The following is a 16,614-nucleotide window of genomic DNA, read 5'->3' as shown; positions in this document are numbered from 1 at the left end:
GTGAGCCGCAGCCACCTCTCAACGATGCTGCCTGTCTTGCCGGAATGACCAGAATTTCTTTTATTGGTATTGGAGGTAATATGAATCAGCCCGTCATGGGTGGCGTCGCCGCACTCAACGTCCCAGCTTATATTAAACAACAGAAACTGATCAACTGGGTGGCCGACATTGCTGCGCTGACCAAGCCAGAGCGTATTTACTGGTGCGATGGTTCGCAAGAAGAGTATGAGCGCTTGTGCGCTGAAATGGTTGCCAGCGGCACCATGAAAAAACTGAATGCGCAAAAGCGCCCGAATTCCTACCTGGCCTGCTCCGATCCGAGCGACGTGGCCCGCGTCGAAGACCGCACGTATATCTGCTCGGCAACAAAAGAAGCGGCCGGCCCGACGAATAACTGGACCGAGCCTGGCGAAATGCGCCACACCTTGAACGGCCTGTTCGATGGTTGCATGCGCGGCCGCACCATGTACGTCGTGCCCTTCTCGATGGGCCCGCTGGGTTCGCCGATCGCGCACATCGGCGTGGAACTGTCCGATTCGCCATATGTCGCCGTCAACATGAAGATCATGACCCGCATGGGCCGTGCCGTGTACGACGTGCTGGGTACGGATGGCGAGTTCGTGCCGTGCGTACACAGCGTGGGCGCACCGCTGGCCGCCGGCCAGGCCGACGTGAAATGGCCGTGCAACAGCGCCAAATACATCGTGCATTTCCCGGAAACGCGCGAAATCTGGTCCTTCGGTTCGGGTTACGGCGGCAACGCCTTGCTGGGCAAGAAATGTTTCGCCCTGCGCATCGCGTCGAACATGGGTTACCAGGAAGCGCAAGCATCGGACAGCAACCCGGGCTGGCTGGCCGAACACATGCTGATCCTCGGCGTGGAATCGCCGGAAGGCAAGAAACACTACGTGGCGGCAGCGTTCCCGTCCGCTTGCGGCAAGACCAACTTCGCCATGCTGATTCCGCCGGCAAGTTTTAACGGCTGGAAAGTGACGACCATCGGCGACGATATCGCCTGGATCAAGCCGGGCGCCGACGGCCGTTTGTACGCCATCAATCCGGAAGCCGGTTATTTTGGCGTGGCGCCGGGCACCAACGAAAAAACCAATTACAACTGCATGGCGTCCATGCGCGACAACACGATCTTCACCAACGTGGCGCTGACGGACGACGGCGACGTCTGGTGGGAAGGCTTGACGAAAGAAGCACCAAGCCACCTGATCGACTGGCAGGGCAAGGACTGGACGCCAGCGTCCGGCACCAAGGCGGCGCACCCGAATGCGCGCTTCACGGTTGCGGCAACGCAAAACCCAGTGATCGACGCCGCCTGGGACGATCCGGCCGGCGTGCCGATCTCGGCCTTCATCTTCGGCGGTCGCCGCTCCACCACCGTGCCGCTCGTCACCGAAGCGCGCAACTGGGTCGAGGGCGTCTACATGGCCGCCACCATGGGCTCGGAAACGACGGCCGCGGCCGTGGGCCAGATGGGCGTCGTGCGCCGCGATCCATTTGCCATGTTGCCGTTTATCGGCTATAACATGAGCGATTACTTCCAGCACTGGCTGGACATGGGCGTCAAGGTGGGCAAGGTCAACCCGGCTGCCCTGCCGAAGATCTATTGCGTCAACTGGTTCCGTACGGACGAGGCTGGCAAATTCGTCTGGCCTGGCTTTGGCGACAACATGCGCGTACTCAAATGGATGCTGGAGCGTATCGAAGGCAAGGCGGGCGGCGTGGAAAACCTGTTCGGCACGACGCCGCAGTATGGCGACCTGAACTGGGATGGCTTGCCATTCACGCAAGAACAGTTCGACACCATCACCTCGATCGACAAGGCCGCGTGGGTGGAAGAATTGAAATTGCATACGGAGTTGTTCGAAAAACTCGCGTATCATCTGCCGCAGGAATTGGCAGGTCACAAGGCGGCGCTGGAAAAGCGGCTGAGTGCGTAAGTTAGCGTCAAGCGGCGCCTGACAAGCTTGTCAGGTGTGAAGAGTTGTAGTGGGGGAGAAACACGCCGGCAAAGACTGGCGTGAGATAAATGACACGCCGGCAATGACTGGGGTGCTAGCAAAAAGAGAAACGGCGCGGATTGCATGAGCAATCCGCGCCGTTTTTTATTGCGCTGGCGTCATTACTGCTTGAGCAGCGGCCTCAGGTATTTACCTGTCACGCTGGCCGGATTCAGGGCCACGTCTTCCGGCGTGCCCGTGGCGATGATCTGTCCGCCGCCGGCGCCGCCTTCCGGGCCCAGGTCGACGATCCAGTCGGCCGTCTTGATGACGTCCAGGTTGTGCTCGATGATGACGAGGGTGTTGCCCTGGTCGCGCAGGCGGTGGATGACTTTGAGCAGCAAGTCGATGTCGTGGAAGTGCAAGCCCGTCGTCGGTTCATCGAGGATGTACAGGGTGCGGCCCGTGTCGCGCTTGGACAATTCCAGCGACAGTTTCACGCGCTGCGCCTCGCCTCCGGACAGGGTGGTGGCGCTTTGCCCCAGCTTGATGTAGCCCAGGCCCACGTCGAGCAGGGTTTGCAGTTTGCGCGCGATCAAGGGGACCGGTTTGAAGAATTCATGCGCCTCTTCCACCGTCATGCCCAGCACTTCCGTGATGTTCTTGCCCTTGTATTGCACTTCCAGCGTTTCGCGGTTGTAGCGCTTGCCGTGGCACACGTCGCATGGCACGTAGACGTCGGGCAAGAAATGCATCTCGACCTTGATGACGCCATCGCCCTGGCACGCTTCGCAGCGTCCGCCCTTCACGTTGAACGAGAAGCGGCCCGCGCTGTAACCGCGTTCCTTGGCCGTCGGCACGGTGGAGAACAGGTCGCGGATCGGCGTAAACAAGCCCGTGTAGGTGGCGGGATTCGAGCGCGGCGTGCGGCCGATCGGTGCCTGGTCGACGGAAATGACCTTGTCGAAGTGTTCCAGGCCGCTGATCGAGTCGTGCGGCGCCGGTTCCGTCTGCGAACCGTACAAATGGCGCGACAGGGCCGGATACAAGGTATCGTTGACGAGCGACGACTTGCCCGAGCCGGACACGCCCGTGACGCACGTCATCAAGCCCACCGGCAAGCTCAGCGACACTTTCTTCAGGTTGTTGCCCGTCGCGCCAGTAATGAGCAACTGCTTTTCCGGATTGCTGGCGTGGCGCTTGGCCGGCACGGCGATTTTCAGCTTGCCGTTCAAATACTGCGCCGTCAGCGATTTCTTGTTCTTCAAGATCTCGGGCAAGGTGCCTTCGGCGATGATTTCGCCGCCGTGCACACCCGCGCCGATGCCCATGTCGACGATATAGTCGGCCGTGCGGATGGCGTCTTCGTCATGCTCGACCACCAGCACGCTGTTGCCGATGTCGCGCAAGTGTTTCAAGGTTTCGATCAAGCGGTCATTATCGCGCTGATGCAAGCCGATCGACGGTTCATCGAGCACATACATGACGCCCGTCAAACCGGAGCCGATCTGCGACGCCAGGCGGATGCGTTGTGCTTCGCCGCCGGACAGCGTGTCGGCGCTGCGGTCCAGCGACAGGTAATCGAGGCCCACATTGTTGAGGAATTTCAGGCGAGAAATGATTTCCTTGACCACGCGGTCGGCGATCTCTTTCTTGGCGCCCGTCAGTTTCAGCTTTTCAAAGAATTCCAGCGTCTCGCGCAGCGGTTTTTCCGCCACTTCATAGATGGCGCGCTGCTGCTTGCCCGTGCCGACCTTGACGAAGCGCGCTTCCACGCGCAGGCGCGCGCCATCGCATGAGGGGCAGCATTTTTCATTGATGAACTTGGCCAGCTCTTCCTTGACGGCCATCGAATCCGTTTCGCGGTAGCGGCGCTGCAGATTGTTGACCACGCCTTCGAACGTGTGTTCCTTGATGACGGTGCGGCCCCGTTCGTTGACATAGGTAAATGGAATCACTTGCTTGCCGGAACCGTGCAGCACGGCTTGCTGGGCATTCAGTGCCAGCTGTTCGAACGGCATGTCCAGGTCGAACTCGTAATACGCGGCCAGGTTCGACAGCATCTGGAAGTAAAACTGGTTGCGGCGGTCCCAGCCCTTGACGGCGCCCGAGGCGAGCGACAGGTTCGGGAACGCGACGATGCGTTTCGGGTCAAAGAATTCAATGTGTCCCAGGCCGTCGCATTCGGGGCAGGCACCCATGGGGTTGTTGAACGAGAACAACCGCGGTTCCAGTTCCTGCAGGGAATAGCCACACACATTGCAGGCGAACTTGTTGGAGTACACATGTTCCTGGGCCGTATCCATTTCGTAGGCAATGGCGCGGCCGTCGGCCAGGCGCAGGGCCGTCTCGAAACTTTCTGCCAGGCGTTGCTTGATCTCCTGGTTCACCTTGACGCGGTCGATGACGACGTCGATCGTGTGTTTTTCCGTTTTCTTTAATTTCGGGAGGTCATCGACTTCATAGATCTTGGCCGCGTGCGTGCCGCTCTGCACGCGGAAACGCACGAAGCCCTGCGCCTGCATCTGCTCGAACAGGTCGACGTGTTCGCCCTTGCGGTTGGCGACGACGGGCGCCAGGATCATCAGCTTGGTGTCTTCCGGCATGGCCAGCACGGCGTCGACCATTTGCGACACGGACTGGGCGGCCAGCGCGTTTTCCGGATGATCGGGGCAGTAGGGCGTACCCACGCGCGCATACAGCAGGCGCAAATAATCGTGGATTTCCGTCACGGTGCCCACCGTCGAGCGCGGGTTGTGCGAAGTTGCCTTCTGTTCGATGGAGATGGCGGGAGATAATCCCTCGATCAGGTCGACGTCCGGTTTTTCCATCAGCTGCAGGAACTGGCGCGCATACGCCGACAGCGACTCGACATAGCGGCGCTGGCCTTCCGCGTACAGGGTGTCGAAGGCCAGCGAAGACTTGCCGGAGCCGGACAAGCCGGTAATCACGATCAGCTTATTGCGCGGCAAATCGAGATTGATATTCTTGAGGTTATGCGTGCGAGCGCCGCGAATGCGGATCTGTTCCATGTGATTGCCTTGCTTTCAGTGAGTGGTGCGGCCGGCGCATTGTGCCTGGGTGCAGATGAGGAGCCACAACGGGTCAACCTGTTACTATAGCCGGGTTTTGCTCTGCATGCCTGAGGCAGCCATGGGCGGATTGCGCCGCCAGGCGAACGTGCCCTGACAAAGTTTGATACAGATGCGTGCAGACGTTTAAACACTGTATATAATACCAGTATTCAAGTTTCTTGTTTTCACCTGCCGTGAAAAAAACGTGCTGCCGCACGGGAGAGGGCGTCCGCCAGAAAGCGGGTGCTTTGCGCCGCGTGGTCGCTTATAATCCTCGTTTAGTACACTAAACTAACGCGCGGGACACCGGCTCCCGCTGCAGTTCATCAGGAGTTATTCATGGCATCAGTCAACAAAGTCATCATCGTCGGCAATCTGGGCCGTGACCCGGAAATCCGCTACATGCCTAGCGGCGACGCGATCGCCAACATCGCCGTGGCCACTTCGTACAAATCGAAGGACCGCAACACGGGCGAACAAAAAGAATTGACAGAGTGGCACCGTATCTCGTTCTTCGGCCGCCTGGCGGAAATCGTCGGCCAATACCTGAAAAAAGGTTCGTCCGTCTACGTGGAAGGCCGCCTGCAAACCCGTAAATACACGGACAAGGACGGCGTCGAGAAGTACGCAACCGACATCATCGCGGAACAGATGCAAATGCTGGGCGGCCGTTCCGGCATGGGCGGCGACGCCGGCGGTGGCGATGACAGCTACGGCGGTGGCGGCGGCTACGAAGCCCCGGCCCCACGCCAGGCACCGGCCCCGCGTCCGGCACCAGCCCCGGCGCCACGTCCGGCACCGAAGCCGGCGCCGAACTTCTCGGACATGGATGACGATATTCCGTTCTAAGACGCACTACGGCTCGTTGCTGCATAACGCCTCGCAAATCCTGGATTTGCGAGGCGTTTTTATTTGTTGTTGCGGGTCTCTTTTTTTGCGGGTCTCTTTCAGGTGCTACGGGCGTTCAGCTCAAGCAGATAACCGCTCCCTTCCTTGATATATGTTGGTTATCGCCATCGTGGCTCCCCCTATAATTTAATCACTGTTTTCAGCACTCCATCTGCCATGCCACACCAGAATCGGGAGAAAATGGTGGCTATTTCGACCAAAGCGCCCCTGGTTGTCGATCTTGACGGCACGCTGACGCCAACCGATACCCTGCTGGAATCCGTCATCCAGGTGGTGAAGCGATCCCCGCTCAATGTGCTCCGCATGCCGTTCTGGCTCATGCGAGGGCGGGCGGGCTTCAAGGAAGCCATTGCGGCGCGTGCCGGCATCTCGGGCGAACACCTCCCTTACCGCGCGTGCCTGCTGGATTACCTGTGCGAGGAAAAGCGCAAGGGCCGCATGATTGTCCTGGCGACGGCGGCCCACCATTCGATTGCCCGCAACGTGGCCGGGCACCTGGGCCTGTTCGACAAGGTGCTGGCGACGCAGGACGGTCGCAACCTCAAGGGCAAGGCCAAGCTGCAAGCCATCCGGGAGCAAGTCGGGCCATGCTTTGTGTATGCCGGCGACAGCAAGGCAGATATTCCCATCTGGCAAGCCGCCGAGGCGGCGGTGCTGGTGGATGTCGCCTGGAATACGGCCCAAGCCGTGCGGCGGCACGTCCCGATCGAACGCGAGTTTCCGGGAGCGAGCGGCGGACTTGGCGTGTGGCTCAAAGCCTTGCGTGTCCACCAGTGGTTAAAGAATCTGCTGCTGTTCGTGCCTCTGCTGACGGCATTCTCCTTCCTCGACCTGGGCAAGATGAGCACCATGGCCGTGGCTTTCCTGGCGTTCTCCTTGGCGGCCTCCGCCACCTACATGGTCAACGACCTGTGGGACCTGGAAAGCGACAGGGCGCACCCCCGCAAGCGGCTTCGCCCTTTTGCCAGCGGCCGCCTGCCGATTCTGAAGGGCTTGGTCGTGGCCGCGGGGGCCTTGCTCCTGGCCCTCGTTCTGGCCTGGTCCGTGTCGAATGCCTTTCTCCTGATGCTCGTGCTTTACCTGGTGCTGACCAGCGCGTATAGCTGGGTGCTCAAGGAATACGTGCTGATCGACGTGCTCATGCTGTCCTTGCTGTATACCTTGCGGATCCTGGCCGGTTCCGTTGCCATTGGCACTGCCACGAGTTCCTGGTTGCTGGCTTTCTCGGTCTTCATGTTCCTCAGCCTCGCCCTGGTGAAGCGCTGTGCGGAGCTGGTCACCCTGGAGGGAAATGGCAAGGCAGCCACGCGTGGACGGGATTACCGGGTGAGCGACCTGGCCGTGTTGTGGCCCTTGGGGGGCGGGGCGGCCCTCTCCGCCGTGGTGGTGTTCGGACTGTTCATCAGTGCGCCGGAAACGCAGGGGCGCTATGGCACCCCGCAGATGCTGTGGCTGGTTGCCCTGGGATTGATTTACTGGCTTGCGCGCCTGTGGGTGAAAACTTCCCGAGGTGAAATGCACGATGACCCGGTGATCTACGCCCTCAAGGACCACGGCAGCCGCATGACCGTCTGCGCCATGGTGGCCGTCATGCTGGGCGCGCATTTTCTGGTGTTGGGTACTTACCCATGAACACGTTCTGCATTGCCATCCTGAGCATTGCGCTATCCGTCATGGCGCAGTTCTCATTGAAGACCGGCATGTCCGGTGACGGGGTGCAGGCGATGATGGCGCAGCCCAAGTCCTTCATGACCCTCATGCATATCCTCACGGACAAGTATGTGCTGGGGGGATTCCTCCTGTACGGCCTGGGGGCGGTGGCCTGGCTAGGCGTACTGTCGCAATGGGAAGTGAGCAAGGCCTATCCCCTGGCAGGCCTGGGATTCGTGCTCACCCTGCCAATCGCCTGCCTGCTGGGCGAGCAGGTCAGCCTGTCCCGTGTGATGGGCGTGGCGCTGATTTGTGCGGGGGTGTTTTTGGTGGGGAGGAGTTGATGAATGACAAGCATGATGCCCAACAACAGCGAGATTGGCTGTGGCTGGCAATCATCGCCGGCATCGGTCTTGCCCTGAGGGCGGCGGCGATTGCGGGCTTCCAGCATGTGCCGGAAGGCGATGAACTTGCCTATAGGAGCATGGCGCTCAACTTGCTTGGCGGGAATGGCATCGTCGACAGCATGGGCAACCGCGCGATGTATAACGTGGGCTATCCCCTGTTGATACTCGCGCCTGTCTTTTTCCTCTTTGGCAACGATCTCCTGGCGGTTCGCCTGGTGAACATGTGCCTGGGAGGCGCGGCAATCGTGCTGTGCTACCTGGTGGCCAGAGAGGCTGGCGCAGGCCGGTCGGGGCGCCTCATCGCCGCAGCTGCCTGGGCGCTCTATCTGCCAGGCGGCATCTACGGGATCTACCTGGCGAAGGAAAACCTGATGATTCCCTTGATGCTGGGTGTCATGTGGTGTGCGCTGAGATTGGCACGCCAGCCCTCGAAGAGCGTGGCGACCGGGTGCGGAGTACTCTTCGGTCTGTTGGCATTGACGGGCAATGCCGCCTTGTCACTGCTTGCAGTCCTTGCATGGGCGTTGCTGCTGTCTCCCGCATCGACGGCCCGGCGGGCAAGCCTGGCCATGCTCGCGCTGTCAGCGGCGCTGGTGATTTCCAGCCCATGGCTGCTCCGGAACATGCAAGTGATAGGCGCCCCTGTCTTGAATACCAATGGCGGCTTCAATCTGTATTTGGGTAACAATCCCGCCGCGACAGGCATGTTCATTTCCATCTCGGAAACTCCACGCGGCCCTACCTGGGATGCCCTTCGAAAAACGGGGGAAGTCCAGGCTTCCGAGACCTTGAAACAGGAGGCCATTTCCTGGGCGAAGGCCCACCCGGCAGCGTTCCTGGCATTGGCAGCGAAAAAAGCGGCGTACTTCTGGGCGCCTCCCCTGCATGCGGGAAAAGGCAACCAGTCGTCGGCAGAAAAGCTTGTGCGTCTGCTGTGGGCGATACAGTTCCTGCTCCTGATTGCCGGTGCTATCGGGACTGTGCTGATGCCAAGGCTCAGGAATCGGCAGGTCGCCCTGCTCTGGCTGGCGCTTGCGTGCTACACGGGCGTTCACATGCTGTTTTACGTGATCTTCCGATACCGTGAGCCCATGATGCCGGTCCTGGCCGTGATGACGGGCCTGGTGCTGGAATCGCTCGTGGCCGCCCGACGCCAGGCAGTGCATCCGGCCAGATAAGACAGGGGCGGCGCTCCCGCATCTCATTGGCCTCTTGCCGTAACATGGGGAGCATGTGGTGGCGAACGCGCTTCTTGCGCTGTCATGGCCGCGGAGACTCAATTGCGCAGCCGCATCTCCAGGCTGTAGCTGGCCACGGCATTCCTGCGCGCCGCATTGCGCATCAAATACACTTGCACCGTGTACTCGCCATCGGCCGGCAGCGTTGCCTCGTAACTGTTGCCGCCGCTCGAGCCGATGAACAGGGCGTCCTCCTGCCCGGCTTGACGGAGGTTGAAATAATTCGACGGTTGATTGGTCTTGAGCTTGACGCCGAGAGTCTGGCCCGCCTTGCCTGCCAGCGTGTATTCGGCCGTGGCATAGCCCTTGATCTTGCCTTTCACGCTGAGCGCAGCCTTGCCTGCCGTTAGCTCTACTGTTTCCTTGTGGACAGCATCGGCGCTCCAGGCGGGCGCCGTGAAAACGAGGGCCGCCAGCAGCAGGCTGGCGCGGATGGGCAGGTGACGATGCAGCATAGGCAATTCCCCTTGAACGTGGTGCCGGCGCACTCGCCGACGATACCGTCCATCTTACGCCAGGCGCGCGGTGGCGGCATCTTGATTGGCGCCGGCGTGATGTATGCCTATAATTCCTATTGTTCGGCATAAGCGGACAGATAATGGCGGGTTGAACATGCCCGCTTGATGGATACCGCTGCTCGTAACGTGGCCGCAATATGCTGTGCGTATATTGCGGCTATTGGTGCGAAGATAATGTCACTGGCTCAATTGAAGAAAAATCTTGCAATGCATATAGCTGTCGATTCATCAGGTTCGCAATGGCTGGTTCTGGAGCGCATATTCGGCAAGGAAAAGGGATGGCTGCTTGCATCGCTGGCGAATTTTCAAAAAAGAAAATATCTATTTCTCTTGTGCGATGTGTTGGCATTGATTTCCATCCTGATCGGACTGGCGTGGACTTTGTATCCAGGACGTATTTTTCTGCAATCTTTTCCAGTCAGCATAGTGTTATTGCTACTGGCCGGAAAAGGGCTGCGTTTTAAAACGGCCGCCGTGCCGCCCGTGGCCGGCCGGGAACGACTGGATATCTTTTTAAAAATCCATCTGGGACTATTGCTCCTTGCCATGGTGTTCTGTGTGGTACAGGTGGGCTGTGCGCTGCGCCAGATCTTTTTTCTGGCCTGAAAAAGTACCGGGCCCGCCGTAAAAAAACAGGCCGCGCTATCACGGATAGGGCGGCCTGTTTGCGTTGCATCAAGGTTCCGTTGCAGCCTTAATTCACGCTGACTTCCTTGCGGTTATCGCGCGAGACCCGGTCGATCATCTTGTTGTACGGATCGACACCCACTTCAAATGGTTTTTCCTTCACCGTGATGGTGACCACGGGGTCGCTGCCGGACAACGTGCGCTTGTCGGTGAACAAGACTTTTTCGTCTTTTTCCCCGGCGCCCGGCGCGCGCGCGAAGATGGCGATCTCCACCGGTTCATCGTAGGCGCGCGGGCTTTCCTTGCCCTTGCCGTCGGACTCCAGCTTGGCCAGGTGCAATTGCATGGTGACATCCCACTGGCCATCCGGGCGCTTGACGGCCGTCGCTTGGGTGACGCGGTTGTCGTAGAACACGATCTTCTCGAACAGGTCCGTGATCAGGGCTTGCTTGTCCTGCGGTGCTTCGGCGCGGATGTAGGCCAGCAATTCCGACGACGTGGTGAACGGTGCCTGCTGGTAACCCTTGTCCTGCAGATAGCGTTTCAGGGCGCGGTTCAGGGCGGCTTCGCCGAGCTCATCGCGCAGGCGGTAGAACACCAGGCTGCCCTTGTTGTAGTGGATGTATTGCTGTCCCTCAACACGCGCCAGCGGCAATTCCTCGATGGCTTCGCCGCCGCGTCCGCTCAGATAGCGGTCCAGTTCATAGCGCAGGAAGCGGCGCATCTTGTCGCGGCCGTATTCCTTTTCCATCACCATCAGCGCCGAGTATTGCGCCAGCGATTCCATCAGCATGCTGGCGCCCTGCACATTGGCGCCGATCACCTGGTGGCCCCACCACTGATGCGCCATTTCATGCGCCGTGACGTAGAACACATAGTCGATGTCTTCCTTGTTGCGCAGGTCGGCGATGAAGCCGATGCCTTCCGAATACGGAATCGTATTGGCAAACGACTGGGCGAAGCTCTGGTAGCCGGGGAATTCCAGGATGCGCACCTGCTTGTGCTGGTAGGGCGTAAACTCGGTGCTGTAATAGTCGAGCGACTTTTGCACGGACGTGATCATGCGATCCGTGTTGTAGCCGTGTTTCTTGTCGAAATAAATTTCGATCGGCAAGCCGCGCCACGCACCTTTCTTGACTTCCCAGCGCGCCGACAGGTAGGCAAAGAACGGCAGCATCGGCTGGTCCATCTTGTAGCGGTAATAGCGGCGCCCATCCTTTTCCCAGCTGCCTTGCAGATAGCCGGGCGCCAGGGCGATCTGCTCGCCGCTGGTGGACACCGTCGTGTCGAAATGGATCCAGTCGGCATCGCCGCCCAGCACCGTGTTGCCATACGCGGACGTGTCTTCCAGCTTGGCCATGCGCTGCGGTTCGCCCAGGCCCCGCTTGCGGCGTTCATTGCGGTCAAGCAATTCCATTTCCTTCGCATAGCCGAAGTGGGGAAAATAAGCCTGGTTGTTGAAGAAGCTGCCGTTCAGGTTGACCTGGTCCGGCGCGCCGCTGTTGGTGAAACCCTGGTGCGTGACGGCCACCGTGAAGTCCAGCGGCAGGGTGGCGCCGGGCGCCAGCGCTTGCGCCAGCTTGAGGATGCTGAAACCGAGCTCCTTGTCGTCGAGTGCGACCTTGTGCGCGGGCAAGTTCAACCACGTCGTCTTCAGTTGCGGGTCGAGCTGGATGCGCAGGGTATCGAGCGGCTGCGCCGTCTTGTTTTGCAGCACATAATGGCCCTTGATCAAGACTTTACGTTGCTCAGGATAGATATCCACATCGGCCTGGACATCCGTGATCTTCGGCTGGGGCAAGTGCTGGTAGCGCTGGTACAGTTTTTCGTAGCGCGCCTGCTTGTCCATGCGGATGTTCGACGTCTCGTACTTGTTCAGCACGTTCGTGTTGTAGAAGATCCAGCCGCCCGTGCTTGCCCAGCACAGCAGCACCATGGCCAGCGCGGCGCCTGCACGGCCTTGCAGGCGCTGGCGGGCCAGGCCCCCGCGCGCGCGCCAGCCGTTCGGCAGGCCGCGCACCCAGAACGCCTGCGCCAGCATGACGAGGGCCACGGTAAACAGGCTCCAGTACAGCGCGAACCAGGCCCAGCCCGTCAAGAAGTGGCCATAGCCATTCATGTCCGAATACGGGATGGCCGGCGTGCCGCCAAACGCGTACAGATTGTGTTCGAAGTGCAGCATGCCCTGCACGGCTTGCGCCACCATCAGCAGGATCACCAGCAGGTAGCCGATGAACTTGTTATTCGACAACACTTGCAGGGTGAGGGTGCACAAGCCCATCAGCACGAAGAAGAGGGCGCCCAGCAGGGTGCCTTTCAGGTACAGCCCCGGTTCCACGGGCGCGCCGCCCTTGACGAGCTGGAAGCCGATGGCCGTGAGGACGCCCGCCAGCAGGTAGCCGGCGATGACGCCGATCAGGGCCGTGCATTTGGCCAGCAGGGGAACCCAGTCGGGCACGGGCATGGCGTCGCTGACGTCGGCGATCCGCGCTTGCCGTTCCTTGAAGATCAGTTCGCCCGCATAGAAGGTGACGATGATGATCAGGAGGAAGCTGAAGCTGTTGCTGATCTGCTGTAACAGCAAATGTGTCATCGGATACACGGCCGTGCCATACATATTCTTGCCGACATTCGCGGCAGCGATCAGGTTGATCATGCCGAACAGCAGCATGACGAGGAAGGGCAGGCTCTTGAAGACGCCGACGGCGTCGAAGCGCAGGATTTGCCACCACTGGCGCCAGGCTGTCGCGGCCGTCAAGGTGGGGATGCTGCGCGGCAGGTCCCGCGGCGCCGTGACGGCGGGGCCACCCGTTTCGGCCTTGTGCTTGCCGAACAGGCGTTTTCCCGTCCCCGCGCGCTGCGGCTTGAACAGGATCACGGTGGCGGCGAACAGCATCGCCGTGATACTCAGCCACAGCAGGCGGTTGGCCAGCAGGAAGCCGGCAAACGGCGGCAGCCCCGCGTTCGCTTCGGCGGACGTGAAGTAGCGCGTCATGCGGCCCAGGGCGCGCATGCCGAACGGATCGAGCAGGACGGCGATCCATTCGTTGTTGATGTCGCGCGTAAAGGCGCCGGCCGTGCCCCACAGCACGAAAAAGCCCAGCACGCCCACGTAGACCAGCATCATCGAGCGCGTGGTGGCCGCCAGCAGCATCAGCAGGGCGCCGATGAAGAGCAGGTTGGGGATCACCATCACGGCGAAGCTCCACACATACGCCTGCAGCGGGAACGCGCCCACGCGCTGCGCATCGACCCAGGGCATGAGGGGGCCGAGCATGGTGCCGAAGGCGATGCAGGCGAAGATGACCAGGCAGGCGACAAAGCCGGCGGCGAAGCGGCCGAACAGGTAATCCCATTTCCGCATGGGCGTGGCGAACAGCATGTCGGCCATGCCCACTTCGCTGTCGCGCAGCACGGCGCCGGCGATGAAGATGGTGATGAGCAACATCGACAGCAGGCTGAACATCGTCAACAGCTGCGCCACCACGGTGGGCGCATTGCGGTTGATGTTGCCGATGGCGCCGCCGATCTGGATCGAATCGCTGCTGCTGGCGCCAAAGGCCAGCAAGGCCAGGATGACGGCAAATACCCACAGCAGCGGCTGTTTCAGCTGATAGCCGAGGTCAAACTTGAAAAATTCCTTCCACATGGCGCGCTCCTTACGCCGCGACGGCGGACGGTGCCGCAGCGGGAACGGCGGCGCCGTTGCGGGCAGCGTTGCGCACATGCAAGAAGTACACGTCTTCCAGGTCCGGGGCGATCTGCACGAAGCCGCTGTCGGGCTGGCTGTCGGCATACACATTGATTTGCGGCTTGCCGCCCACCAGGCGCGTCGACAGCACATTGTGCGACTGCTGGTACTGCGCCAGCTCGTCCATGCCGACGCTGCGGCGCCACACCTTGCCGAGCAGGGTGTCGATGGCCGCCTGCGGCTCGCCTTGCACCAGCACTTGCCCCTTGACGATCATGGCCATGCGCGGGCACAGGTCCGTCACGTCGTCGACGATGTGGGTCGACAGGATCACCACCACCTGCTCGCCGATCTTCGCCAGCAGGTTCAGGAAACGGTTGCGTTCGTCCGGGTCCAGGCCGGCCGTCGGCTCATCGACGATCACCAGGCGCGGCGCGCCCAGCAGCGCCTGGGCGATGCCGAAGCGCTGGCGCATGCCGCCCGAATACGTGCCCAGGTTGCGCTTGCGCGCTTCCCACAGATTGGTTTGCTGCAACAGGGCTTCCACGGCTTCCTTGCGCGGCCCCTTCTCCGTCAAGCCTTTCAAGACGGCAAAGTGGTTGAGCAGGGTTTCCGCGCTGACCTTCGGATACACGCCGAAATCCTGCGGCAGATAGCCGAGCTGGCGGCGCAGGCCGGCCTTGTCCTGCAGCACATCGACGCCATCGAAATGGATGCTGCCGCTATCGGGATCTTGCAATGTCGCAATGGTGCGCATCAGCGAGGACTTGCCCGCGCCGTTAGGCCCCAGCAAGCCGAACATTCCGTTGGGAATCTCCAGGCTGACATTGTTGATGGCCTTGACGCCATTCGCATACGTTTTGTTCAGCTGTTTGATCGATAGCATGTGCAGCACTCTCCAGAGCTTGGGTATGAAAGCCGGCAGATGCGTGTCTGCCGGTCTGTGGAAGGGGATCACCCTTGTTTTTCGTCAACCGCGATGGCGGATGTTACTTAAAAACAATAATATATAACCAATTGGAAGAAAATTAATGATTTTGCGACCAAGGGAGGAAATGCAGGCATGAAATGCGGGAGGGCGGGGGTGAGTGACGGTGATAAGATCGCGGACTGGATGGACGCCATCGTGCGGGAAAGCTCTTCATGCATGCAATAAACAAGGTCATCGCGTTGCGCGCCATTGCCCCGGGCGAAGAGGGCGCATTGGCGCAGCTGTTTCAACTGTACTGCTATGACAATTCCGCCTGGAGCGGCGAGGCGCTGCTGGCCGATGGCCGCTATGACGTGTGCGACGCGGGGCTGGCGTCGTATGTGCACGCAGCCGGCCACACGGCCAGCTGGATCGAGGTCGATGGCGAACTGGCTGGCTTTTTCCTCACGGAACCTGGTATGGCGGGTGAGCTGCCGGTGCAGGAATTCAGCGACTTTTTTATCCTGAAGAAATACCGGCGCCGGGGCGTGGCGCTGGAAGTGCTGCGCAGGGTGCTGCTGGACAGCGCGCAGACGTGGCTGGTGGCGACGTTTCGCGACGATGCCGCTGCCTGCGCGTTCTGGCGTCACGCGTTTGCGCGTCTGCCGTTTGCCAGGGTCGAGGCGTATGACGACCCTGCCTTGCCGCAGTTCCAGCTGACCTTGCTGAAACCGGCGGCTTGAGCGCGTTTAGAAGCGCACTTTCACATACGCCGATGGCCCCGTCAGGCGCACGTTCAGGTCGGCATCGCGTTCGCTGTCGCGGTGCAGCTTGATTTTCGAAATGCCGTAGTCGGCCACGAAACCGATATTTTTGAACGGAAACCATTCCACGCCGATATTGCCGCCGTAGATGTGGCCGTTGATGCGCCCGCCGTTTTTCTTGATGCCCGACGCTTCCGCATACATGCGCAAGTCCGGTGTAAACGCGTGGCGCCAGCCCACTTCCAGCAGCGGCGCGAACGCGTGCTCGCCGATGGAATCGCGCGCCGTGGCCGTCTCGCCATTGACGATGCCGGTGGCCGTGCCATTCAGGCTGGCGTGGTAGTAGGCGGCGCCCAGGCCGATGCCGAAGGTATCGTTGCCGCTGCCCAGCCACCATTTATAGGCCAGCTTGGCCAGGTCCAGTTTTAAATCGGCATTCGCCGTGGCCGTGCCCGTGACGGGCTGGCCATTGATGATGGTGTCGCCTGTCAGGCTTGGCGTGTAGGATTTGTCGTAGCGGTAGTAGTCGAATGCCAGGCCATGGCGGTCGCCGATCAGCAAGTCCGCCTTGATGCGGGGGATGGTCGTGTGGCTTTGCTTCGATTCGGGCGCATCGATGCGGCCAAACTGCGTGTCGGCGCCGATATTGATGCGCGGATCGGCGGAAAACGCCCCCACCGAGATGCTGACGCGATCCAGCGCGGGCGACGGTTCCGCCCGCGCCGTGGCGGCGGCCGTGGCGACACCCAGCACGCCCAGCATCATGGTGCTGCGCAAGGCAAGATGGCGCAAACGTGGCGGGGTCAGGCGGGCGGGAACGGGCGTGGCAAACATGGGGCTACTCCTCAAAATAAAGTGAACGGGCCGCGACGTC

Annotated in this window: 12 protein-coding genes; 7 read left to right on the top strand and 5 right to left on the bottom strand. The window is 60.7% G+C overall.

Annotated features, from left to right (window positions below; genetic code table 11):
* Window positions 1-80: 80 nt before the first annotated feature.
* A complete protein-coding gene (locus tag O0881_RS28475) occupies window positions 81-1,952 on the top strand; it encodes a phosphoenolpyruvate carboxykinase (GTP) (protein WP_289914028.1) in 1,872 nt (623 codons plus the stop codon).
* A gap of 182 nt (window positions 1,953-2,134) precedes the next feature.
* Here O0881_RS28475 and uvrA read toward each other — a convergent pair whose 3' ends face one another.
* Window positions 2,135-4,984 carry an excinuclease ABC subunit UvrA gene (uvrA, locus tag O0881_RS28470; RefSeq protein WP_289914027.1) on the bottom strand — a complete coding sequence of 950 codons (2,850 nt, stop codon included), beginning with the start codon at window positions 4,982-4,984 and terminating at the stop codon, window positions 2,135-2,137.
* 381 nt (window positions 4,985-5,365) lie between these two features.
* On the opposite strand from uvrA, the gene ssb reads away from it, so the two are divergent.
* The 4 genes from ssb (at window position 5,366) to O0881_RS28450 (ending at window position 9,170) form a co-directional block, all read left to right on the top strand.
* A complete protein-coding gene (gene ssb / locus O0881_RS28465) occupies window positions 5,366-5,875 on the top strand; it encodes a single-stranded DNA-binding protein (protein WP_034781209.1) in 510 nt (169 codons plus the stop codon).
* Window positions 5,876-6,091: 216 nt separating this feature from the next.
* Window positions 6,092-7,567 (top strand): UbiA family prenyltransferase, encoded by a 1,476-nt coding sequence (locus O0881_RS28460; protein WP_289914026.1) that lies wholly within the window; start codon window positions 6,092-6,094, stop codon window positions 7,565-7,567.
* Window positions 7,564-7,929, top strand: coding sequence for a hypothetical protein (locus O0881_RS28455; RefSeq protein WP_289914025.1), 366 nt, complete (start codon window positions 7,564-7,566; stop codon window positions 7,927-7,929). The genes O0881_RS28460 and O0881_RS28455 overlap by 4 nt, the downstream gene beginning before the upstream one ends.
* On the top strand, window positions 7,929-9,170 hold the full coding sequence (locus O0881_RS28450) for a glycosyltransferase family 39 protein (RefSeq protein ID WP_289914024.1): 1,242 nt from the start codon (window positions 7,929-7,931) through the stop codon (window positions 9,168-9,170). Before O0881_RS28455 ends, O0881_RS28450 begins: the two co-directional genes overlap by 1 nt.
* Window positions 9,171-9,268: 98 nt before the next feature.
* Here O0881_RS28450 and O0881_RS28445 read toward each other — a convergent pair whose 3' ends face one another.
* Complete coding sequence (locus O0881_RS28445) at window positions 9,269-9,685, bottom strand: hypothetical protein (RefSeq protein ID WP_289906964.1); 417 nt, start codon at window positions 9,683-9,685, stop codon at window positions 9,269-9,271.
* A gap of 168 nt (window positions 9,686-9,853) precedes the next feature.
* On the opposite strand from O0881_RS28445, the gene O0881_RS28440 reads away from it, so the two are divergent.
* Window positions 9,854-10,354: a hypothetical protein gene (locus O0881_RS28440; RefSeq protein ID WP_289914023.1), complete on the top strand. Its 501-nt coding sequence runs from the start codon at window positions 9,854-9,856 to the stop codon at window positions 10,352-10,354.
* Between the two features lie 88 nt (window positions 10,355-10,442).
* Here the strand turns inward: O0881_RS28440 and O0881_RS28435 are convergent, their stop codons facing one another.
* Window positions 10,443-14,024, bottom strand: a complete 3,582-nt coding sequence (locus tag O0881_RS28435) for a M1 family aminopeptidase (RefSeq protein WP_289914022.1) — start codon at window positions 14,022-14,024, stop codon at window positions 10,443-10,445.
* 10 nt (window positions 14,025-14,034) lie between these two features.
* Window positions 14,035-14,952: an ABC transporter ATP-binding protein gene (locus O0881_RS28430; RefSeq protein WP_289914021.1), complete on the bottom strand. Its 918-nt coding sequence runs from the start codon at window positions 14,950-14,952 to the stop codon at window positions 14,035-14,037.
* A gap of 257 nt (window positions 14,953-15,209) precedes the next feature.
* On the opposite strand from O0881_RS28430, the gene O0881_RS28425 reads away from it, so the two are divergent.
* Window positions 15,210-15,719, top strand: a complete 510-nt coding sequence (locus O0881_RS28425) for a GNAT family N-acetyltransferase (protein ID WP_289914020.1) — start codon at window positions 15,210-15,212, stop codon at window positions 15,717-15,719.
* A gap of 6 nt (window positions 15,720-15,725) precedes the next feature.
* Here the strand turns inward: O0881_RS28425 and O0881_RS28420 are convergent, their stop codons facing one another.
* On the bottom strand, window positions 15,726-16,574 hold the full coding sequence (locus O0881_RS28420) for a hypothetical protein (protein WP_099666128.1): 849 nt from the start codon (window positions 16,572-16,574) through the stop codon (window positions 15,726-15,728).
* Window positions 16,575-16,614: the final 40 nt, after the last annotated feature.

The organism is Janthinobacterium sp. SUN100 (assembly GCF_030397705.1).
Lineage (GTDB): Bacteria > Pseudomonadota > Gammaproteobacteria > Burkholderiales > Burkholderiaceae_D > Janthinobacterium > Janthinobacterium kumbetense.
This window is presented reverse-complemented; position numbering and strand designations above follow the sequence as displayed.